Here is a 21,866-nt window from a genome sequence, read left to right on the forward strand (position 1 = left end):
CAAATTAAGTAGCAATCTTTAAAATAAAATTTTTAATGAGGTATTGGTTTCATGGATATTAAATCAGATGAAATTTCAGAACTTGTTTTGCCTGAAGGCAAAGATGCAAGAGGTTCTTTGGTTTATTTTAAAATTATTTTTATTCCAGCTTTTCTTTATATTTTGATTTTATTGGGTTATTTTAATGTAATTGACTTTAAGGTCGAATTACATACGGTTATTATGACAGGTGTGATTTTTTTTACAGCATTGATTTTTGCTAGACATAGTGCTGAGTATGCGTATAGTATTTTTGAACAACAAAAAGATGAATTTAAACAGGCTTTAAAAAGACATATTATGAGGCATTTTCTTGCCATAGGGAAAGACACGAAATCAAATGCCAATTTTGATGACTTTGCTTATACATATATTAAGGGTGCAAGAAATGAGAATTTTGCTAGTATAGGTTCGGCAATTTTTCCAATGATGGGAATTTTAGGAACTTTTATCAGTATAGCTTTTTCAATGCCAAATTTTAGTTCTAGTGATACAGCCGCTTTAGAACAAGAAATTGCAGATTTGTTAAGTGGAGTGGGAACTGCTTTTTATGTTTCAATTTATGGAATTTTTCTTGCATTATGGTGGATGTTTTTTGAAAAATATGGTAAAAGCAAAATAGATCGTTTGCTAAATCGTCAAAAAAACGCTACAAGTGGATTTTTTTGGACAAAAGAAGAGCTTGATCAAAGATATTTAACTGAAAGTTTGCAACATTTTGAAAAAATTGGAGCAATTTTTAAACAAGTTAGTAATGATGATTTTTTTGCAGAGCTTGATCATGCTATTGATAGAAAGTTTGGTATTTTCCAAGATATGCTAAATGTAGAAGAAAAGGCTATTAGATTAAGTAGTGAACATATCAAACAAACCATGGGTGAGCTTAGTAAAGCACAAAGAGATCAACGCGATCTTGGAAAGCTTTATAGTGAAATGTTAAATGGTATAGGTTTGCTCAATCAAAATTTAAAAGAAATCAATACAAGAATGTCAGAACAATATAATCGCTTGCTTGATATCAGTAGTGATAAAATTCATCATCTTGATAAGACACTAAGTGCATTCGATGAAAAAATAGAGCGTTTTGGTAAAAATTTTGAACTTTATGAAAAAGCAATGTTGGAAAGTCAAGAAAAGGTTTTTGAGGGATTTAAAGCAAGCTTGTTTGAAGGTATGCATAAATTTAAAGAAGTATATGAAGAAGAAAAAAGTATTGATGCTAAAATCAAAATGATGGATGAGCTTAAAAAAGAAATGAAAGCACTTGATGAAGAAACAAGTCAAATGATGAGCAAGCTTTCTGGGGATGAAAATCAGAATAAAGAAAATGAAACCAAACAAATAGAAGATTTTTCAGAGTCTAAGACTGAAGAAAATCAAGATGAAATTCAAGCAGAAATATCTAAGCAAGAAAGCAATGATGAGCTAAAAAATGAAGATAAAGAAAATAAATGAAAAATGAGTCAAAAGAAGATAGCAATTTTTGGATAGCTTATGCTGATTTAATGGCAGGATTGCTGTTTGTTTTTATTTTGCTAATAGGTGCTATTGTTGTAAAATATGTTTTAACTCAAAGTGATTTAAAAGAAATCAAAGATAATCTCAATAAACAAGAGGCACGCTTAGAGGAGAGTAAAGAAGAGCTTAGAAATAAAGAAGCCATAGTGTTTAAACTAAGTTCTGATTTAAACAATGCTTCTAGTGCTTTAAATCTTGCTAATTCTCAAAAAGCAGAATTAGAGGCTAATATTACAAATTACAAGCAGTTAAGTAAAGATTTAAACTCAACTTTAGATAATAAAGATAAGCAAATTTTGATTTTACTAGGTCAACTAGAGAAAAAAGATGAAGAGCTTAAAAATTTACAAGAAGATTTTCAAAAAGCTAAAGAAAAGGTGCAAAATCTTGGTTTGATTCGTGAAAATTTAAGCAAGGAATTACAAAGTAAGCTTGATAATAATATCACTATAGATGAAAAGATAGGATCTATTTCTTTGCCTGCTGAAGTACTTTTTGATAAAGATTCTTATGTGTTAAAAAATGAGGCAAAGGCAAGTTTGAGAAAAATCTTAAGCGAATATTTTGATGCTATTCTTGAAGATCCAAAAATTTTTTCTAACATTGAAAATATCATTATTGAAGGACATACTGATAGTGATGGATCTTATATTTATAATTTAGATTTGTCGCAAAAAAGAGCTTATGAGGTGATGAATTTTATCTATACTTTTTATAAGAGTGATAAGCTTCAAAAGCTTTTAATGGCAAGTGGACGTTCTTTTTCAGATCCTGTGTTTGTCAACGGAGTTGAAGATAAGGATAAGAGTCGTCGCATAGAAATAAAATTTAGCATTAAAAATGATAATGCTTTAAAGGATGTAGAAAAATTCTTTGAATTTCATTAAAACAATTAGTCCTATACAAAAAATCAATTTTAACGGATTTGAATTTTATATTAAAAGAGATGATTTATTAGGGGAAATTAATGGAAATAAAGCTAGGAAACTTGCTTTTTATATCCATCAAAGATATCCTAAAAATCAATCTTTTGTAAGTTATGGAGGAAGCCAAAGTAATGCTTTGGCGGCATTAAGTATTTTTGCTAAACAAAGATCATATAAGCTTGTTTTTGCTTGTGAAAAAATTTCTACTTTTCTTAAGAATAATCCTTGTGGAAACTATGCTTTAGCTTTAGAAAATGGTGTTGATTTTGTAGAAAATATCCATTCTTTATCCTTAAAGCAATTTGCTTTGTCTTTGTGTAAAAAAGATGATGTTTTTATAGAACAAGGTATAGCTAATTTAGAAGCTCAATATGGCTATATGGAACTTGCTCAAGAAATTCAAATGCAAAGTCAAAGTTTAAAGCTTGATTTTGATATTTTTTTACCTTCGGGTACAGGCACTTCGGCAGCTTTTTTGGCAAAGTATTCTAAATTTAAAGTATTTACTTGCGCTTGTGTAGGTGATATTAAATATCTTAAAAAACAAATTTTAACATTAGATCCAAGCTATGATTTTTCAAATTTAGAATTTTTAACAAGTGATAAAAAATATCACTTTGCTAAGCCGTATAAAGAATTTTATGAGCTTTATATGGATTTAAAGTTAAAGTGCAATATAGAATTTGACTTGTTGTATGATATTTTAGGATTAAGTATAGCATTAAAACAAGAGTGGAAAAAACCATTGCTTTATATACATCAAGGTGGAATTTTAGGAAATTCCACTATGTTAGAGAGATATAAATTTAAAAAATCAGTTTAAAATTCCATAGATAAAAATGATTAAAATAATCAAAGGTACTATATATTTTACATAATAAAACCAAATTCCAAACCATGAACTTTTAAGTGTATTGTTATTGCTAAGTTCTTTTAGACTTTCTTGTTTGCCTAAAATCCAACCTACATAAATACAGCAAAAAAATGCAGTTAAAACAAACAAAATATTTCCACTAATGAAATCAAAACTATCAAAAATGTTTTTTCCTTTGATGATAACAATATCACGCCAAGGCCCATAAGTTAGAATACAAGGAAGATTGCCAAGTATGAAGATAAACCCTAGAGTTAGGTTAATAGAAAGATTTTTAGAATATTTAAATTTTTCTTCTAATACGCTAATAATAACTTGATAAATTGGCAAGCTTGTGGTTAAAGCTGCAATCAAGAGTAAGACAAAAAATAAAATACACACAATAGTGCCAAAATGGATATGAGAAAATGCTATAGGTAAAGTTTCAAAAACCAAAGAAGGCCCGCTATCTGGAGCAAGTCCCGCTGAGAAAAGTGCTGGAAAAATCATAAAACCAGCCAAAACAGCTATGATAGTATTTAAAACCCCTGTATAAATAGCGGTTTTTGCCATATTTTCATTTTTATTAAGATGAGATGAAAGTGTTATCATTACTCCAAAACCTAGGGATAAAGCAAAAAAGACTTGTCCTAAAACATCGATTAAAAGTTTTGGTGATAAAATTTTACTAAAATCAGGTTCAAGATAAAATTTAACTCCAGCCATAGCTCCATCAAGGGTTAAATTGCGTCCTACAACAATAATAAGACAGATAAATAACAAAGGCATTAAAAATTTTACGGATTTTTCTATACCATCTATAATGCCTCTTTTTAAAATAATATAATTAATAATTACAAAAACAGTGGTAAAAATACCAACTCCTAAAGGATTGAAGGCTATTTTGTCGTTAAAAAACTGATGAGTAAATTCTTTGCTTACTACATTGGCAAGACTAAAATTCCCTAGGGTTAATTCCCAAATATAAACTAAAACCCATCCTCCAAGTACCATGTAGTAAGCCATTATGCCAAAGCTTCCTAAAAGTCCCATATATCCAATACTTTGCCATTTTTGTTTGAAAGCATCTACGCTATTTGTCATCGCTTTTCTGCCTATGACATTTTCAACTAAAATAACAGGAATGCCTATGATAATCATAGCTATACAAAAAACTAATACATAAGCACCGCCACCATTTTCTCCTACAAGATAGGGAAAACGCCAAGTTGCTCCAAATCCTATGGTTGCTCCAGCAACTGTTAGAATATAAGTTAGTGTACTACTCCATGTTTGTCTTTGCATGATTATCCTTTCGAAAAAGAATTATTTTACCTAAAAATAACTTTAAAAACTTATAAGCTATCCATATAGCTTATATCGTAAGTATTTTTTAAGCGTTTGTGTATCGTTTCGTGCCAATTTTGAGATATGAGAGAGTTTAATTTTTCTAATTTATCTAATAAAATCGGATTTTGTCTAAGAGCTTGATGTGGGGAGTAAAAAAGTTGATTGAGTTCAAATACACTAAGTGAAGTAGAATTTTTTTCTAAAATTTTAATATTTTCATACTTTCGTATTTGTCCAACTTGTAAAACTTTATAATACCATCCACTCAAGCCCGTTTTAAAAATTTCATGTGTAAAATTTGAATTATTGTGAATTTTAGAAATTTTTACACAAGGTTTTCTAGGTTCGCTTACTTGCAGTATTGCATTTGAAAATTGATGTATATCACCTATGCAAACATTTTGTTCACAAAGCCCATCGATGCTCAAATTTTCACCCATTGAGCCAAAATTTAGCTTTTTATTAAGAAATCTTTCCCATATAGGATAGTTTTGACAAGAGTTGGCAAAAATAGCCTTATGGTAGCCTCCATGATGAATTTTATCAGCTATTTGATCATCTAAAATACCTAGAAAATCAATTTGTGTTTCTTCTAGGTAAGTATCTTTAATAAATGCGCTTTGGAAATTTTTATAGTTTTTAATTTTCCCTATTTGCAAACTTTGAATTTTCATGGTTCTATTTTTTTTAATAAATCATCAGCACTGATAAAACCCGTGATTTTTAATTTTTCTTTTCCATTTTCAAAGAAAATTAAAACAGGTGGGCCAAAAACATTAAATTCTTTCATGGTTTTAATTTGTTCATTATTATTTTCGCTTACATCAACTTTGATAAGTTTGTAATTTTGCATTTTTTGTATGATTCTTTCATCGCTAAAGGTTAATTCATCTAAAAGTTTGCAATTTTCACACCAAGATGCAGTAAAATCAAGCATTATAGGCTTTGTATTTGTTTGTATTTCTTGCTTTAATTGTTCAAAATTGTTGATATAATCATAGCTTAAAGCATGTTTTGAGGCAGATATAGTATTGAAATTTAAAGGATTTAAGAAATTTTTAGCCCCAAAAAGTCCTCCTAGGAAAATACTTAGAGAATAAGCTAAAATAAGAATTAAAATACTTTTTTTAATTTTAGAAATTATTGTAAAACTTTTTTCAAAAATTCCCATAAAAACACTAAAAAATACACCTAAAATTCCATAGGCAATTAAAATGTAATTTTCTTCAATAATTCTAGAAAGTATCCAAATAGCCATAGCCAACATAACAAAACCAAAGAAAATTTTTACTTTTTCCATCCAAAAACCAGGTTTAATAAAACCTAATCCTAAGCCTATGAAAAGCAAAGGTATACCCATGCCAAAACTCATGATAAAAAGTGCACTACCACCTAATAAAGCATTGCCTGTATTGGCTATATAAATTAAAGCACCTGCTAAAGGAGCTGCTACGCAAGGACCTACTATTAAAGCAGATAAAAATCCCATGATGGCTATACCTACAACTCCCTTCCCTTTTTCGCTTTTTTTATGTATAAAGGTTTGAAATCTTAATGGCAATTCAAAACGAAAAGCTCCAAACATAGCAAAAGCAAAAGCTATGAAAATTAGAGCAAAAAGAATTAAAATAATAGGTTTTTGTAAAATTCCTTGAATACTTGCTCCTAGAAAACTTGCTATAACTCCAGCAATAGCATAGGCTAAAGACATGAAAAAAACATAGATAAAAGAGAGAAAAAAACTATATTTTTTTGAAAATTTAGCATTACTTTTTGCTACGATAAGAGAAGATAAAATCGGAATCATAGGTAAAATACAAGGTGTTAAGGAGAGTAAAAGTCCATAGCCAAAAAAACTTAGCAAAATCCAAAAAAAGTTATCTGTTGCTAAAAAATTTGCTATAGAGCTTTCTTCAGATTCAATTTTAGTTTTTTTATCTGTTTTTTGAGCTTTGTAAGGTTTTGAAATTTCAAAAGCATCTTTTTTAGAAATGAGATCAAAGTACCAAGTTTGAGGATTATAACACAAGCCTTGTTCAGAACAGCCTTGAAATTCGAGTTTGATTAAATTTGTGGTATTTTTTGCAAAGCGCTCTAGTAATAAATTTGGCAAAGCTAAATTTAATTTTTGATAATAAACATTTTCATTACCTCTTGTAGAACTTTGAGGTAGATTAATCAAAGAACTTATATCTTTTTCGTTTATATATAATTTAAGTTTATTAGAATAAAGATAAATATCTTTTCCAAGTTCAATATCAATTGAGATAGAGTTATTATAAGAGTTTGATTTTACATTAAAAGCTTCATTTAAAGATAATATAGAAGCAAAACATAAACAAAAACTTAATAAAATAATACCAAAAATACGCATAAATTTCCTAAAAACTTATTTTTTCCTTTATTTTTAACTTCAATTATAATTTATTATGGTAAATTTACTTTAAATACTTTATAAAGGTTTGAAAATGCAAGAAAATAATTCTCCAAAAGCGCAAGCGGTTGTTAAAAAGAATGAAATTTATGTTTCTGTTAAAAGAAAGAAAAGTACAATAGAATATGAAAAAGATTTAAAGAATTTGCAAATTGAGCTTTTGAAATTTCAAAATCATGTTAAAGCCAAGGGTTTAAAGGTTCTTATACTTATAGAAGGGCGTGATGCGGCTGGAAAAGGTGGGGCGATTAAACGTTTGATTGAGCATTTAAATCCGCGTGGTTGCCGCGTTGTGGCTCTTGAAAAACCTAGTGATGTGGAAAAAACACAGTGGTATTTTCAGCGTTATATAGCACATTTGCCCTCAGCCGGTGAGATTGTGATTTTTGACAGATCTTGGTATAATCGTGCAGGAGTAGAACCGGTTATGGGTTTTTGTACACCGCAACAACATAAAGATTTTTTAAGAGAAGTGCCTTTGTTTGAAAATATGATTTCAAATAGTGATATTATTTTTTTTAAATTTTATTTTTCAGTATCAAAAGACGAGCAAAAAAAACGTTTTGAAAAACGCCGAAGCGATCCACTTAAACAATATAAATTATCTCCTGTGGATCAAAAATCGCAAGAATTATGGGATAAATATACTTTAGCTAAATACTCTATGCTTTTAGCATCTAATACTCCAACTTGTCCTTGGACTATTATTTCTTCTGATGATAAGAAAAAAGCAAGATTAAATTTATTGCGTTTTATACTTTCTAAGGTAGAATATCCAAATAAAAAAACTGGAGATTTTTCCAAAATTGATGCAAAATTAGTGCGTAGTGGAGAAGAAGAAATACGAAAAATGGAGGCGAATTTGGAAAAACTTGACAGTAAAAAAGCAGATGAGAAAATAAAAGATTTAGATTAAGGAAAAGAATGCAAAAGCTGGTTGAAAATTTAGCACTAAAGTACTATGATAAAGTAGTTGATTTAAGACATCAAATTCATATGCATCCTGAGCTTGAATTTGAAGAAGAAAATACAGCCCATTTAGTGTGTAAAATTTTAGATGAGTTTGGCATTAAATATCAAAAAAATATTGCAAAAACAGGAATTTTAGCTATTATAGAAGGAAAAAAGAAGAGTCAGAAAAAACCAAAATGTGTTCTTTTAAGAGCGGATATGGATGCTTTGCCTGTGCAAGAAAAAACTAATCTAAGCTATGCTTCAAAAATTGATGGTAAGATGCATGCATGTGGACATGATGGACATACAGCAGGGCTTTTGGGAGCTGCTTTGATATTAAATGAGCTTAAAGATGAATTTTGTGGCACGATTAAATTTATGTTTCAGCCCGCAGAAGAGGGAAGCGGTGGAGCTAAACCTATGATAGAATCAGGTGTATTGGAAAATCCTTATGTTGATGCAGTTTTTGGTTGTCATTTATGGGGGCCTTTGCTTGAAAATACTGCTCAAATTGTAAGTGGTGAAATGATGGCTGGAACGGATATTTTTGATTTGGAATTTATTGGCAGAGGAGGGCATGGAGCTCATCCGCACACTTGTATAGATCCTATAATTATGACAACGCAATTTGTAAATAATATACAAAGTGTTATTTCTAGACGTTTAGCCCCTTATGAAGCAGGGGTGATTACCGTAGGTCAAATTTGTGCAGGAACTACTTATAATGTTATTCCTACAAATGCTTATTTAAAAGGAACTGTGCGCTTTTTAAATGATAAAACGCAAGATATTTTAAAAAGTTCTTTAGAAGAAGTGGCTGCTGCTACAGCAAAATCCAATGGCGGAGATTATAAGCTTAAATATACTAAAGAATTTCCTCCATTGATTAATGATGAAAAAGCTGTTTTAATAGCAAGAAAAGCTTTTGCAAAGGTCTTAGGAGAAGAAAATATCATTGTTTCTTCTAAACCTGACATGGGGGCTGAAGATTTTGCTTTTTTAACACGAGAAAGAATGGGGGCTTATGTATTTGTTGGAATTTCAAAGGATTTAAATCATCCAGCTTTGCATCATAGTTCTACTTTTTGTTGGGATGATGAAAATTTAAAAGTTTTAATGCAGGGTGATGTGATGATGGCTTTAGAATTTTTAAATTTATAAAATAGAATTAAAAATTCACAAAAAATTCACAAAAAATGAGTAAAATTTAATCTTGATTTTTCTTTAGGATTTGTTATTATGAAAAAGAAGATTGTTTTAATCATTTTAATTGCAATACTTGGAAGTGTTGGGGCTTATTTTATTTTTTTTAATAATGATGAAAAAATCAGCTATTTAACTCAAAAAATACAAAAAAAAGATATATCTCAAACCATAGAGGCAGTAGGAAAGGTATATGCCAAAGATCAAGTCGATGTGGGTGCTCAAGTTAGTGGACAAATTATAAAACTTTATGTTGATGTGGGAACTCATGTAAAGCAAGGTGATTTGATCGCTCAAATTGATAAAGATAAACAACAAAACGATTTAGATATTACAAAAGCTCAGCTTGAAAGTGCTAAGGCTAATTTAGAGAGTAAAAAAGTTGCCCTTGAGATTGCGAATAAGCAATATCAAAGAGAGCAAAAACTTTATGCAGCTAAAGCAAGTTCTCTTGAAAATTTAGAAACTCAAAAAAATAATTATTATACTTTAAAAGCCAATGTTGCAGAGCTTAATGCTCAAGTAGTTCAGCTTGAAATCACTCTTAAAAATGCACAAAAAGATTTAGGTTATACAACCATTACTGCTCCTATGGATGGTGTTGTGATTAATGTAGCTGTAGATGAAGGACAAACAGTTAATGCTAATCAAAACACTCCTACTATAGTTCGTATAGCTAATTTAGACGAAATGGAAGTAAGAATGGAAATAGCAGAGGCTGATGTGAGTAAGATAAAAGTAGGAACAGAGCTTGATTTTTCTTTGCTTAATGATCCTCAAAAAACTTATCATGCTAAGATTGCAAGTATAGATCCAGCTGATACTGAAGTGAGTGATTCTAGTACAAGCTCAAGCTCATCAAGTTCGAGTTCTTCAAGCTCAAGCTCATCAAATGCTATTTATTATTACGCAAAATTTTATGTAGCCAATAAAGATGATTTTTTGCGTATTGGTATGAGTATACAAAATGAAATTGTCGTAGCAAGTGCAAAGGCTGTTTTAGCAGTGCCAACTTATGCAATTAAAAGCGATCCAAAAGGCTATTATGTTGAAATTTTGGAAAATCAAAAAGCTGTTAAAAAATATGTCAAACTTGGCATTAAAGATTCTATCAATACTCAAATTTTAGAAGGTGTAAATGAAGATGAAGAATTGATAGTAAGCTCAAGTGCTGATGGTTTAGCTCCTAAAATGAAGTTGAGATTTTAATGATTTTTCTTAAAAATATTTGCAAAAATATAGGCGAAAATGCCATTTTAAAAAATGTAAGTTTAAGTATAGAAAAAGGTGAATTTGTTGCTATTATAGGACAAAGTGGAAGTGGTAAAACTTCACTTTTGAATATCATAGGAACATTAGATACACCAAGTAGTGGAACTTATGTTTTTGATGAGTATGAAGTCACTAAACTTAATAATGATGAAAAAGCAAGATTAAGGCGTGAAAAAATAGGCTTTATATTTCAAAGATACAATCTTTTAAGCTTGCTGAGTGCTAAAGAAAATGTTTCTTTACCTGCAGTTTATGCGGGAAAAAATTTACAAGAAAGAAGTCAAAATGCTAAAAAACTCTTAAATGATTTAGAATTAGCTCACAAGTTAGATTCTAAGCCAAACGAATTAAGCGGAGGGCAGCAACAACGCGTTTCTATAGCAAGAGCTTTAATCAATGGCGGAGAGCTTATTTTGGCTGATGAGCCAACGGGAGCTTTGGATAGTAAAAGCGGTATTATGGTGCTTGAAATTTTACAAAAACTTAACGAGCAAGGTCATACTATAGTCTTAGTAACTCACGATCCAAAAATTGCAGCACAAGCTAAAAGGGTTATAGAGATTAAAGATGGAGAAATTTTAAGCGATACTAAAAAGGAAAAAGCTCAAGAAAAACTTATTTTAAAAACAATGCCCAAAGAGAAAAAAACACTTACTTTGCTTAAAAATCAAGCCTTTGAATGTTTTAAGATAGCTTATTCTTCCATACTTGCACACAAACTTCGTTCTATTTTAACTATGCTTGGAATCATCATAGGTATTGCTTCTGTAGTTTGTGTTGTAGCTTTAGGATTAGGCTCTCAAGCTAAAGTGCTTGAGTCTATTGCAAGACTTGGGACAAATACTATTGAAATTCGCCCTGGAAAAGGATTTGGGGATTTGCGTTCGGGTAAAACAAGGCTTAATTTTAGTGATTTAGAAACATTAAGATCTTTAGAATATTTAGAAGCAGTTGATGCTCATTCAAATACTTCAGGAGTGGCAACTTATACCAATATTTCTTTAAGCGCAAGAGCTGAAGGAGTAGGGGTAAATAATTTTGCTATAGAAGGTTTAAGGATAGATGCGGGAAGAATTTTAAATAATGATGATGTAAAAAATAGTACCAATGTTGCTGTATTGGATTTTAATGCTAAAAAAAATCTTTTTCCTGATGAAAAAAGTGAAAATATTTTAGGTCGTGTGGTGCTTTTTAATTCTCAACCTTTTAAGATTATAGGAGTTTTGCAAAAAGATACAGACAAGCCTATAGAAGATAATGTAGTACGTTTTTATATACCCTATACAACACTGATGAATAAGCTTACAGGAGATAGAAATTTGCGTGAAATCATAGTTAAGGTTAAAGATGATGTGAGTTCAACTTTGGCTGAAAATGCTATTATAAGAATTTTAGAAATTAAACGCGGACAAAAGGATTTTTTTACTTTTAATTCTGACACTTTTAAGCAAGCTATTACAGCAAATAAACGCACTACAACCATACTTACCGCTTGTGTGGCTGTGATTGCTTTGATTGTTGGGGGTATAGGAGTGATGAATATCATGCTTGTTTCTGTAAGTGAAAGAACAAGAGAAATAGGCATACGCATGGCTATAGGGGCTAGAAGAGAAGATATTATGATGCAGTTTTTAATCGAAGCGGTTATGATTTGTACTATAGGGGCGATTTTAGGTGTGATTTTATCGATTTTTGTTATTTTTGCTTTTAATACTTTAAGTACGGATTTTCCTATGATTTTAAATGCCTATTCTGTGCTTTTGGGACTTTTAAGTTCTATGTTTATCGGTGTGGTTTTTGGTTTTTTCCCTGCAAGAAATGCAGCAAATTTAAATCCTATTAGTGCATTATCAAAGGAATAAAATGAAAATAATACTTAGCATTTTTTTAGCATTTTTCTTGAGCGCTTGTGGTGTAAAACTTAGCTTGCCTAAAGAAGTTGATTTAACTCAAGAACAAATGAAAGATTTAAATCTTACTTATGATTGGTATAGATCTTATGATAATGCAAAATTAAATGAATTTCTAAATTTTGTTTTATTGAATAATAGTGATATTAATATTGCTAGAAAAACTTTGCTTTCGGCTTTGGCTAGAGCTGATTTGATTGATTATGATTTATATCCGACTTTAAGTGGAAATTTGGGTTTTGGTGCGGATAAAGATTTAAATTCAGGCAAACAAAGTAAAAATTTCAATAATTCTTTAAATTTAAGCTATGAGCTTGATATTTATGGCAAATTAAGAGATAGTGCAAGTGCGAGTGAATTTAGTGCAAAAGCAAGTGCTTATGATCTTGAAAATTTAAAAATAAGTATGATCAATACAGCTTTAAATGATGTGTTTGAGCTGGCTTATTTTAACGATGTAGATAAATTGCTTCGAGCTTATCTTTCAAATTTAGAACAAATGAAAGAGCTTTATAACTATAAATACAAGCTTGGAAAAATAGAAGAATTAGATCTTTTAAACATAGAACAAAGCTTATTAAGAGCTAAACAAAATTTATTAAGCAATGATCAAAATCGTAATTTACTCATAAAAAATTTACAAGATTTATTGGCAAGGCAAGAAGGTTTTGCTTATATAGAGTATTTTAAAACTTTATCTTTAAATGATTTTAAAACCTTAAGTCCTGATTTTAATATACCTTTAAAAGCTTTAGCGTACCGTGCAGATGTGAGATCTAAACTCAATAGCTTAAAATCAGCCTTTAAGGATTATTCTTCCATGCAAAAATCTATTTTGCCTAGTATTTCTTTAGGTGGAGCATTAAGCGGAAGTGATAAAAAAATCGATGATAGTTTTAAATTTGAAATTTTAAGTGGCAATGTTAAGATTTCTTTACCTTTCTTAGATTATGGTAGAGTAAAGCAAAATATCAAAATTTCACAATTTACTTATGAGCAACTTTTAATTTCTTATGAGCAAGCCTTGCAAAGTGCGATGAATGAATTTGCATTGAATTATAAAGATTATCAAAGCGACACCTTGCTTTTGCAAAATTTGCAAAATATTAACATTAAACAAGAGCTTATCACTAAGGCGTATTATGAAAAATATATTTTAGGAAAAAGTGAATTAAAAGATTATTTGGATGCAAACAATACTTTAAATTCTACCCAGCAAGAATTTTTAAGAGCTAGATTTAATCTTTTAAAAACCATTAATTCTTACTATCAAATCACAGCTTTAAGTTTTAATGATGAAAACTTAGAATTTCCTAAGTATTAAATTTAATAATCAATGATATTTTTTAAATCCTCGAGTAACTTTTTAGCCATCAGCTCATAGCCTTTTATAGTAAGATGTACATCATTGAGCGAAAGCTTTTGTTCTATCCATTTGTTTTTTCCCCCACTATCTTGCATAAACTGATGCATATCAAAAATAAGAGTTTTTTCTTCTTTAGCAACTTCATATAATGCTTTGCGTATGGTAAAAAAATCAGGAGCAAGCTTGTAGTTTTTACCTTGTTTTTGAACTACAGTTGGTGGAGAGATTAGCATGATAACAGCGTTTTTATTGTAAGTTTTTAAAATACTAATCCATTTTTTTAAATTATTTTTGAATTTTTGTTTTTCAAACCCTTTAAAGAGTGCATCATTAGAACCATAGGCAAGAATAATTAAATCATTGTGTAAAAGTCCTAGTTCTTTTTTTACAACTTCTTGATTCCAAGAGAGCCATAAATCACTTTTGGCACCATTGATTGCAATGGTATCTAAGAAAACATTATTATCTTTATTTGTGATGAAATATCCTCCTAGCTCAGCATCTTTTTGTAAGGCTGAAATTTGCAAAGGAAGATCAAGTTCTAGTTCTTTATAAGACCATTTGTTAATTTGTGTAGTTCTTAACTCATAGCTTTGGTTTTTTGCATCTTTGATGCTAAAAGCATTGGTATTTTGTTTGGCTTTAAATAAAAATCCTATCTTGAATTTTTTTTTATCTAAGGTTGTATCAAGGTTGATTTTTGCGCCTTTGATTTTTGCTTTGGCTATTATCCCACCTAATGGAAAATTATGTCCAGCATTAGCAGGATTTCTTGAGTTTAAAATTTCAAAGTTTTTATAAGAATAAACAAGATTAAGATTTTGTTGATATTTGGGCTGTAAAGGATAGGCAAAACCTATAGAGTTAGAGCGGATTAAATATCCTCTTATGACACGCGGAAAGAAATCAGCCGCCATATGAGAATCTCCATAAATTCTAATTCCTATGTTTTGATTTTTTTCTAATTTTTTTTCTAGATTTTTAAGATCTTTTTTTAATACATAACTTGTTAAAGCAGAGTGATTTTTGTTTTGATTGAGTATGGAATCTATTATGTCATTTGTATTTAAATTTTGTGCATAAGAGCTAGTAAAAATAATAAAAAACAATAAGATAATTTTAAATTTATTTACTAGCATTTTCTTCCTTAAGTTTTATGTGTTCTAATAAAAGTTTAGACATTTCTCTTGCGCCACTTGGAGTAAAATGAACCCCATCATCTGTTCTTACTTTTATACTTCTATTGTTTTCATCTTTTATATAAGCTGAGTACTCATCATTGACACTAAAAAATAGCTTAGTGTTGATAAAAATTTCTTTATTTTTAAGAATTTCATCGCTGTAAATTTTATTGAGCACTTGTATTTTTTTGTTCAAATCTTCTTTTTTTACAGGAGGGATTTCAAACCAAAAAACTTTGGCTTTATGTTTTTTAGCGATTTTAATGATTTCATCTACACGACTTGTGTAAATATCTATCCAAGAAGGGGAGCCAAAACGATGGTAATTTCCTCCTTTTTTAATATCCCAAGGATCATTAGCGCCAAGAAGAACAACAAGATATTTAATATTTGAGTTTTTAATAAAAGCTTCATTGGTTGCTTTTGACCAATCAAAATAGGATTTATAAGAAAGGCCTGTATTTTGTTTGCTAAGATCGGTTACCTTAAGATTTAAATTTCTTAAATCTCTATTTAAGGCTATTGCAACACCTTGCATTAAAGAATCTCCGATAAATAAAAACTCATCTCCATTTTGTAGTTCTAATTTGGTATTGTCGATAAAACTAATATTTGCATCTCGGATTAAGGTTGGATTTGTTTCTTTATGAGAAGTGTTTTCATCATTTTCTAAAGTGTTTAGAACTTTATCTATTTTACTTAAGTTTTCATCTATTGATTTATTTTCTTGATTTGTAGTTTCTTCATTGGTTTGAGGCAAGGGTTCGTTGCTTAAAATTGCACGAATTTGTTCTAATTTAATTTTGAAGCCATTGGCTTCTTTTAAAAGATCATTATGAGGATAGAATGCAAAGTGATATTTTTGTTCTATATAAGAGCTAATGCTCTGATTCATAACTACAACAACCAAGCCAAGCACTATAATCAAAATAAAGAAAAATCTAACCACACTCATCTAAAAACTCGAATAAATAAAATCAGGAATTCCATCTGGCATAAAAGCAAAAACCAAAAGTAAAATAAAAGCTATGATAAAAGGTTTTAGTAAAAATGGAGTAAGATTTAAAATCTTAATGCAATATTCTTTAAAATTAATAAATAAAGGATAGATCATAAAAAGAACCCCAAAAGCAACCAACATATAGATATCGTTATAAGATGGAATTTGGAAGAAATTATAATAACAAGCTTTAAAATATTCTATTGCATCTTCTAGATTTTTGCTATAGTAAAAGAAAATCCAAGTAAAACATACAAATTGAAAGGTTAAAAATCTTCCTAAAGCTGGAATTTTTTGTAAACTAAATTTGCTTAAAGCTAGCAAATGTATAAAAACTATGCCAATACCATGCAATAAACCCCAAACAATAAAAGCAAGTGTATTGCCATGCCACATACCTGAAAGTATAAAAGCGATGAGTATGTTAACTATAGTGCGTGGCATTCCTTTTCTATTGCCCCCTAAAGGTATATAGATATAATCTCTTATAAAGGTTGAAAGACTGATATGCCATCTAGCCCAAAAATCTTTTAGGTTTTTTGCAAGATAAGGCATGTTAAAGTTAGATGGAAGGGTAAAACCTAACATTAAAGCAAAAGCACAAACTAAATCAACATATCCGCTAAAATCGCAGTATATTTGAATCGCATAGGCGTAAATTGCGCTTAAAAGTTGTATGAAATTATAAGATTGTGGAAAGTCTAAAATACTTTTAGCATAAATTCCAAGGTAATTGGCTATTAAAACTTTTTTAACTATACCAAAAACAAGCAAGATGATGATTAAATTTGCATGTTTAAATTCGCGTTTTTGATAGGCCTGTTCAAAGAAAAAAGAACTTCGCATAATAGGCCCTGAAAGTAGTGTTGGAAAAAATGATAAGAAGGTTGCTAAATTTAAAAAACTTTCTAAACGGCGTTTTTGATAAACTTCCACAAGATAAGTGATAGAAGTAAAGGTATAAAAACTAATTCCTATTGGTAATACTAAATCAATATTTAAAAATTCTAAACCGAAAAAATTTAATATCTCATCAACACTTCCTTTGATGCTAGGAAAGTATTTAAAAAAACATAAATTTAAAATAATAAAAGCTATACAAGTAGCGAAAATATAACGCTTGCGACGCACAAAAATTAGCAAGGCAAAATAGTGTATAAAAAAGGTATATATAAATAAAACCAAGGCGAAATAAGGATTGATTAAAATATAAATAATATAAGAGAAAATTAAAATTAAAATATTTTGTATTTTATAATTATTTTTAAAAGTCCAATAAATAGCAAAAAAAGCTATCATTAAAATACTAAATTCTAGAGAAAAATAAGTCATACCTTCAATCCAAAGCGAGATTTGCCCATAATAGGGCAAAGATTATTTTTTTCTACTTAATGCAATATTTTTGATGTATTGATCAGCTAAATAAAGTCCATTTCCGTGTTCTCCGATTAACTTAATCTTGTCAACTATACCGCGGAAAAGTGCTTCTTCTTCGTGTTGTTCGCTTACATACCATTGTAAGAAATTAAAAGTAGAATAGTCTTTATGTGTTAGCATGTGTTCAACTAAAGTATTGATTGATTTTGTGATAAATTGCTCATGTTCATAGGTTTTTTCAAAAACATCAAGTAAAGATTTGAAATTTTGTTCAGGCTGTTTTACTTCTTGAAGCTCTACATGAGAATCTGTTTCATTAAGATAAGTGATAAGCTTTTTAGCATGATCGCTTTCTTCGCTTGCATGTGCAAACAAGAAGGCTCCAGCTCCATCAAGACTGTTTTCATAGCACCAAGAACTCATACTAAGATATAAGTTTGCTGCATACATTTCTTTGTTTATTTGTTCATTGAGTAATTTTACAACTTCTTTAGAAAGCATTCTTATCTCCTTATTAAAATTTAAAATGTTTTATAATGATATATTATTTTTTTAAAAACAAGCTAAATTTTTTGATAGTTAAAAATTATATTTAAGAAAAATACAAAATAAAAAATGTTTCCAAAATGTTTCCAAGTTTTTTTAAACTTCCATTGCTTTTTTAAAGTTAAGGAGAAAAAATGAAAAAAATTCTATCTTTAAGTGTGGCAAGTCTTGCACTTTGTGGTGCTTTAAATGCAGCAGATTTAAAAATCGCAGGTTCATCGACTGTGTATCCTTTTACTTCTTTTGTAGCTGAAGAGTATGCAGCGATTCACAATACAAAAACTCCTATTGTAGAGAGTTTAGGAACAGGGGGTGGATTTAAAGTATTTTGCGAGGGCATAACTGACATTTCTAATGCTTCAAGAGCGATGAAATTTAGCGAATTTGAAACTTGCAAAAAAGCGGGAGTTACTGATATAGTAGGGATTATGGTAGGTTATGATGGTATAGTTTTAGCGCAAAATAAAACCAATGCTCCATTAAATATCACAAAAAAAGAACTTTTCTTAGCATTAGCAAAAGAAATTCCACAAAATGGAAAACTTATACCAAATCCTTATACAAACTGGAATCAAATCAATAAAAATTTACCTAATCGTAAAATCAGCGTTTATGGTCCTCCATCAAGCTCAGGCACAAGAGATACTGTAGAAGAACTTGTAATGAGTGATATTTCTAAAAAAATTCCTGAATACAAAGGCGAGTATAAAACCATACGTCAAGATGGAGCTTATATTCCAAGTGGTGAAAATGATAATCTAATCGTTTCAAAACTTACTATCGATAAAGATGCTTTTGGGCTTTTTGGTTATGGATTTTTAGTAAGCAATGTGGATAAAATCAATGCAGCAGATATTGATGGTGTAAAAGCAGATGAAAAAAATATTGCTGATGGAAAATACGATCTTGCAAGAAGTTTATTTATCTATATCAATGCAAAGAAAAATCCTAAAGAAGCCTTTGATTTTGCAAAAATTTATATGAGTGATGATTTGGCAAAAAGTGGTGGAGAGCTTGAAAAAATAGGACTTGTTCCTTTAAGTGATGATAAATTAAAAGCTTCTCAAAAACACGTAGAAGATAGAAAAATTTTAAATGATGAGCTTGTAAAAGCTGGAAAAGTTTTTTAAGGAAAAACTTTGTTAAAAGAAAAAATAATCAAATTTGCACTTTTTTTATGTGCTTTTGTAAGCGTGATAGTAAGTTTTGCTATCATGCTTACAATTTTAATTGAAGCTTTAAAATTCTTTCAAAAAGAAAGCGTTGTTACCTTTTTATTCTCAAGTCAGTGGGCAGCTGATGCAGCTTTTATGAATGCAGATGGCACGAGTAAACAAGGTGTTTTTGGGGCGCTATCGCTTTTTTGGGGAACTTTTTATATTTCATTGATTGCTATGCTAACGGCTTTACCTTTAGGGGTTATGTGTGCTATATATTTAGGTGTTTTTGCTGGCAAAAAATCTAAAAATTACTTAAAACCTATTTTAGAAATCATTGCAGGGATTCCTACTGTTGTTTTTGGATTTTTTGCGGCTATAGTTGTAGCGCCTTTTATAGTGTGGTTTTTTTCTTTATTTGGCATACAAGCAAGCTTTCAAAGTGCTTTAGGTGCAGGTTTTATCATGGGGATCATGATAGTACCTATAGTGGCTTCTTTATCTCAAGATTGTATTGAAGCAGTAAGCGAGAAAAGGATTAATGGCGCTTATGCTTTAGGTATGACAAAAAAAGAAGTGGTTTTTGCCGTGATTTTACCTGAGGCTATTCCTGGTATAGTTGCAGCTTGTCTTTTAGGACTTTCAAGAGCCTTAGGCGAAACTATGATAGTGGTGATGGCAGCTTCTTTGCGTCCAAATTTAACTTTAAATTTTTTAGAAGATATGACAACGGTAACGGTAAAAATCGTAGAAGCTTTAAGTGGAGATCAAGCTTTTGATAGTTCTTTGGCTTTAAGTGCTTTTTCTTTAGGTTTGGTGCTTTTTGTCATCACTTTAATCATCAATATGTTTAGCGTTTATCTTATCAATCGCTTTCACAAAAGGAAAAATTTATGAAAAAACTTTTTAAAAAAAGACAAAAAGCTTCAAAGTCTTTTAAAAGACTTTGTAAAATGGGGCTTTATATTAATTTAATTTTTCTTTGTATCTTTTTAGGAAGTGTGGCTTATCTTGGATTTCCTGCTTTTAAGCAAACCTATATTTTTGTAGAGGCTAATAGAAATTCTCCTGCTTATGATCTTTTATCTCGTGCTGAGCAAAGAAAGATAAGAACAGGGCAAATCACTGAAAAATCTTGGCTTTTGGCAAATTCAGAAGTAGATCAATATATGAAGCAAAAATATAATCGCCTTAGTGAAAAACAAAGAACTTTAGTCGATGATCTTATGCAAAAAGGCGAGATAGAGCTTAAATTTAATAGCAATTTCTTTTTAAATGGAGACTCAAAATCTCCTGAAAATTCAGGAATTTTATCTTCAGTTGTAGGGACTTTGCTTGTTATGCTTGTTTGTATGGTTGTGAGTGTTCCTATAGGCGTTGCAGCGGCAATTTACTTAGAAGAATTTGCACCACAAAATATCCTTACGCATTTTATAGAAGTGTGTATTAACAACCTTGCAAGTATTCCTAGTATCTTGTTTGGACTTTTAGGACTTGGAGTGTTTATCAATCTTTTTGGAATGCCTCGTTCAAGTGCTTTAGTGGGTGGGCTTACTTTGGCGATCATGAGTTTGCCTATTATCATTGTTTCAACTAAGGCAGCTTTAAAAAGTGTGGATATCAATATGAAAAATGCTGCTTATGCCTTAGGTATGACAAAGGTTCAAATGGTAAAAGGCATTATGCTACCTTTAGCTATGCCTATGATTTTAACAGGTTCTATTTTGACTTTAGCAGGGGCTATAGGCGAGACTGCACCTTTGATGATTATCGGTATGATAGCATTTATCCCTGATGTAGCTAGTTCGATTTTTGATCCAACTAGCGTTTTACCTGCTCAAATTTACTCATGGTCGGCTATGCCAGAGCGTGCATTTTTAGAAAGAACAGCAGCGGGTATTATTGTGCTTTTAGGACTTTTAGTTATGTTAAATCTTAGTGCAATATTATTAAGAAAATATTTTCAAGGAAAATTAAAGTGATAGCAAAAACAACAAATTTAAATTTATTTTATGGAAAAAAACAAGCTTTATTTGATATCAATATGCAAATCGAGCAAAATAAAATCACTGCACTCATCGGTGCTTCAGGATGTGGAAAATCTACCTTTTTGCGCTGTTTTAACAGAATGAATGATAAAATCGCAAAAATCGATGGTTTGGTAGAAATTGAAGGAAAAGATGTAAAAAATCAAGATGTAGTAGCCTTGCGTAAAAATGTAGGCATGGTTTTTCAACAACCTAATGTTTTTGTAAAAAGCATTTATGAAAACATCTCTTATGCACCAAAACTTCATGGTATGATTAAAAACAAAGATGAAGAAGAAGCTTTGGTGGTGGATTGCTTGCAAAAAGTGGGGCTTTTTGAAGAGGTTAAAGATAAATTAAAGCAAAATGCCCTAGCTCTTTCAGGCGGACAACAACAACGTCTTTGTATCGCAAGAGCTTTAGCGATCAAACCTAAACTTTTGCTTTTAGATGAGCCAACTTCTGCACTTGATCCTATTAGTTCAGGCGTGATTGAAGAGCTTTTGAAAGAATTAAGCCATAATCTTTCTATGATCATGGTTACGCATAATATGCAACAAGGCAAACGCGTAGCTGATTATACGGCATTTTTTCACCTAGGTGAGCTTATAGAATTTGGAGAAAGCAAGGAATTTTTTGAAAATCCAAAACAAGAAAAAACCAAGGCTTACTTAAGCGGTGCTTTTGGGTGAGATTTATTTTTTGGAAATTTGATGATATAATTAATTAAAAATTTCCAAAAAAAGGTTTAAT

The 21,866-nt window shown here is 30.2% G+C and carries 19 protein-coding genes; 12 read left to right on the forward strand and 7 right to left on the reverse strand.

Going from position 1 to position 21,866, the window contains the following annotated elements; genetic code table 11:
- The first annotated feature begins 51 nt into the window (after positions 1 to 51).
- The 3 genes from FBF20_RS03260 to FBF20_RS03270 are packed head-to-tail and all read left to right on the forward strand — an operon-like array spanning position 52 to position 3,306.
- Positions 52 to 1,494, forward strand: coding sequence for a MotA/TolQ/ExbB proton channel family protein (locus FBF20_RS03260; protein ID WP_002852205.1), 1,443 nt, complete (start codon positions 52 to 54; stop codon positions 1,492 to 1,494).
- Positions 1,491 to 2,444 carry an OmpA family protein gene (locus FBF20_RS03265; protein WP_002858561.1) on the forward strand — a complete coding sequence of 318 codons (954 nt, stop codon included), beginning with the start codon at positions 1,491 to 1,493 and terminating at the stop codon, positions 2,442 to 2,444. The genes FBF20_RS03260 and FBF20_RS03265 overlap by 4 nt, the downstream gene beginning before the upstream one ends.
- Positions 2,431 to 3,306 carry a 1-aminocyclopropane-1-carboxylate deaminase/D-cysteine desulfhydrase gene (locus FBF20_RS03270; RefSeq protein ID WP_002852217.1) on the forward strand — a complete coding sequence of 292 codons (876 nt, stop codon included), beginning with the start codon at positions 2,431 to 2,433 and terminating at the stop codon, positions 3,304 to 3,306. Before FBF20_RS03265 ends, FBF20_RS03270 begins: the two co-directional genes overlap by 14 nt.
- Here the strand turns inward: FBF20_RS03270 and FBF20_RS03275 are convergent.
- Genes FBF20_RS03275 through FBF20_RS03285 form a run of 3 tightly spaced genes read right to left on the reverse strand, consistent with a single transcriptional unit; the run spans position 3,298 to position 7,060 of the window.
- Positions 3,298 to 4,641 carry a sodium-dependent transporter gene (locus FBF20_RS03275; RefSeq protein ID WP_002852070.1) on the reverse strand — a complete coding sequence of 448 codons (1,344 nt, stop codon included), beginning with the start codon at positions 4,639 to 4,641 and terminating at the stop codon, positions 3,298 to 3,300. The two genes, FBF20_RS03270 and FBF20_RS03275, sit on opposite strands and share 9 nt — an antisense overlap.
- 50 nt (positions 4,642 to 4,691) lie before the next feature.
- Positions 4,692 to 5,360 carry an MOSC domain-containing protein gene (locus FBF20_RS03280; protein ID WP_002890337.1) on the reverse strand — a complete coding sequence of 223 codons (669 nt, stop codon included), beginning with the start codon at positions 5,358 to 5,360 and terminating at the stop codon, positions 4,692 to 4,694.
- Positions 5,357 to 7,060, reverse strand: a complete 1,704-nt coding sequence (locus FBF20_RS03285) for a protein-disulfide reductase DsbD (protein ID WP_002852245.1) — start codon at positions 7,058 to 7,060, stop codon at positions 5,357 to 5,359. The genes FBF20_RS03280 and FBF20_RS03285 overlap by 4 nt, the downstream gene beginning before the upstream one ends.
- Positions 7,061 to 7,154: 94 nt before the next feature.
- Here FBF20_RS03285 and ppk2 point away from each other — a divergent pair, with 94 nt between their 5' ends.
- From ppk2 to FBF20_RS03310, 5 genes are all read left to right on the forward strand, one after another.
- Positions 7,155 to 8,036, forward strand: a complete 882-nt coding sequence (gene ppk2, locus FBF20_RS03290) for a polyphosphate kinase 2 (RefSeq protein WP_002852184.1) — start codon at positions 7,155 to 7,157, stop codon at positions 8,034 to 8,036.
- An 8-nt stretch (positions 8,037 to 8,044) separates the two neighbouring features.
- Positions 8,045 to 9,235, forward strand: a complete 1,191-nt coding sequence (locus FBF20_RS03295) for a M20 family metallopeptidase (protein ID WP_002852326.1) — start codon at positions 8,045 to 8,047, stop codon at positions 9,233 to 9,235.
- 78 nt (positions 9,236 to 9,313) lie between these two features.
- Positions 9,314 to 10,486: an efflux RND transporter periplasmic adaptor subunit gene (locus tag FBF20_RS03300; protein WP_002852311.1), complete on the forward strand. Its 1,173-nt coding sequence runs from the start codon at positions 9,314 to 9,316 to the stop codon at positions 10,484 to 10,486.
- Complete coding sequence (locus FBF20_RS03305; protein WP_002858539.1) at positions 10,486 to 12,411, forward strand: ABC transporter permease; 1,926 nt, start codon at positions 10,486 to 10,488, stop codon at positions 12,409 to 12,411. The genes FBF20_RS03300 and FBF20_RS03305 overlap by 1 nt, the downstream gene beginning before the upstream one ends.
- A 1-nt stretch (position 12,412) precedes the next feature.
- On the forward strand, positions 12,413 to 13,783 hold the full coding sequence (locus FBF20_RS03310; protein ID WP_002852248.1) for a TolC family protein: 1,371 nt from the start codon (positions 12,413 to 12,415) through the stop codon (positions 13,781 to 13,783).
- A gap of 2 nt (positions 13,784 to 13,785) precedes the next feature.
- Here FBF20_RS03310 and FBF20_RS03315 read toward each other — a convergent pair whose 3' ends face one another.
- Genes FBF20_RS03315 through ctf form a run of 4 tightly spaced genes read right to left on the reverse strand, consistent with a single transcriptional unit; the run spans position 13,786 to position 17,884 of the window.
- Positions 13,786 to 14,964 carry an SGNH/GDSL hydrolase family protein gene (locus FBF20_RS03315; RefSeq protein ID WP_168952604.1) on the reverse strand — a complete coding sequence of 393 codons (1,179 nt, stop codon included), beginning with the start codon at positions 14,962 to 14,964 and terminating at the stop codon, positions 13,786 to 13,788.
- Positions 14,951 to 15,961 carry a GDSL-type esterase/lipase family protein gene (locus FBF20_RS03320; RefSeq protein ID WP_002859968.1) on the reverse strand — a complete coding sequence of 337 codons (1,011 nt, stop codon included), beginning with the start codon at positions 15,959 to 15,961 and terminating at the stop codon, positions 14,951 to 14,953. Before FBF20_RS03320 ends, FBF20_RS03315 begins: the two co-directional genes overlap by 14 nt.
- A complete protein-coding gene (locus tag FBF20_RS03325; protein ID WP_002869992.1) occupies positions 15,962 to 17,338 on the reverse strand; it encodes an MBOAT family protein in 1,377 nt (458 codons plus the stop codon).
- A 42-nt stretch (positions 17,339 to 17,380) separates the two neighbouring features.
- Positions 17,381 to 17,884, reverse strand: a complete 504-nt coding sequence (ctf, locus tag FBF20_RS03330) for a non-heme ferritin (protein ID WP_002852256.1) — start codon at positions 17,882 to 17,884, stop codon at positions 17,381 to 17,383.
- Positions 17,885 to 18,063: 179 nt separating this feature from the next.
- Here ctf and FBF20_RS03335 point away from each other — a divergent pair, with 179 nt between their 5' ends.
- From FBF20_RS03335 to pstB, 4 genes are read left to right on the forward strand one after another with little or no spacing between them, the layout of a single operon-like run.
- Positions 18,064 to 19,059 (forward strand): substrate-binding domain-containing protein, encoded by a 996-nt coding sequence (locus FBF20_RS03335; RefSeq protein WP_002867711.1) that lies wholly within the window; start codon positions 18,064 to 18,066, stop codon positions 19,057 to 19,059.
- 9 nt (positions 19,060 to 19,068) lie between these two features.
- Positions 19,069 to 19,983: a phosphate ABC transporter permease subunit PstC gene (pstC, locus tag FBF20_RS03340; RefSeq protein WP_002776292.1), complete on the forward strand. Its 915-nt coding sequence runs from the start codon at positions 19,069 to 19,071 to the stop codon at positions 19,981 to 19,983.
- Positions 19,980 to 21,068 carry a phosphate ABC transporter permease PstA gene (gene pstA / locus FBF20_RS03345; RefSeq protein ID WP_002790067.1) on the forward strand — a complete coding sequence of 363 codons (1,089 nt, stop codon included), beginning with the start codon at positions 19,980 to 19,982 and terminating at the stop codon, positions 21,066 to 21,068. Before pstC ends, pstA begins: the two co-directional genes overlap by 4 nt.
- Positions 21,065 to 21,805: a phosphate ABC transporter ATP-binding protein PstB gene (pstB, locus tag FBF20_RS03350; RefSeq protein WP_002776307.1), complete on the forward strand. Its 741-nt coding sequence runs from the start codon at positions 21,065 to 21,067 to the stop codon at positions 21,803 to 21,805. Before pstA ends, pstB begins: the two co-directional genes overlap by 4 nt.
- Positions 21,806 to 21,866 lie beyond the last annotated feature (61 nt).

It is taken from the genome of Campylobacter sp. CFSAN093259 (assembly GCF_012889985.1).
In the GTDB taxonomy this organism is placed as follows: domain Bacteria; phylum Campylobacterota; class Campylobacteria; order Campylobacterales; family Campylobacteraceae; genus Campylobacter_D; species Campylobacter_D jejuni.